This window comes from Psychromonas sp. SP041, from assembly GCF_000470315.2.
Taxonomy (GTDB): domain Bacteria; phylum Pseudomonadota; class Gammaproteobacteria; order Enterobacterales; family Psychromonadaceae; genus Psychromonas.
Genome location: NZ_CBRF02000120.1, coordinates 1 through 548 on the forward strand (window position 1 = coordinate 1; position 548 = coordinate 548).

Here is a 548-nt window from a genome sequence, read left to right on the forward strand (position 1 = left end):
ACAAGTTTAATCAGGAAAACACCCCTTTATTAATAAGGGTGACGAGTCTTCTGTACGTAATCAATTATTAAACAGAAAATAAAAATCAATCTAATCTTGATTTATAAAGAGTGACCATATATGTCCACGATCTTGTGTCCGTGGTTTCTTATGATATAAATCTTACGGTTTTTCTTGTGGTTGAGCAACACGATGAATACGCTCATAAGCTGATGTATATTCTGATGTTTCAACGCTAACTGCCATTTTGGCGCGGATTGGATTTAGGTCAACATAAGCCATGCAGGTTAATAGTGCATCTTCATCCAATAAAGCTTGAGACTTAAAACGTCCTTCCCAGAAACGCTCTGAGCACTCATCTTCTTTATTGGCTTTACGTGCAATAAATTCATTTAGGCAGCGCATAAACCATGAGATATCAGCTAATCGCCCTCTCCACCCATTAATAATAGTTAATGCGGCTTTATTTTCTGCTTCTGAGGTGGTTTGCTCGGATTGCCAACGCTCAACTAATACAGGTTTTGAATAGAGCTGACACCAACGATCAC

Annotated in this window: 1 pseudogene; it reads right to left on the minus strand. The window is 38.3% G+C overall.

Features of this window, described 5'->3' with window-relative positions:
- Positions 1 to 195 precede the first annotated feature (195 nt).
- Positions 196 to 438 (minus strand): annotated as a pseudogene (locus SP041_RS21130) (hypothetical protein); the annotation flags it as partial.
- Positions 439 to 548 lie beyond the last annotated feature (110 nt).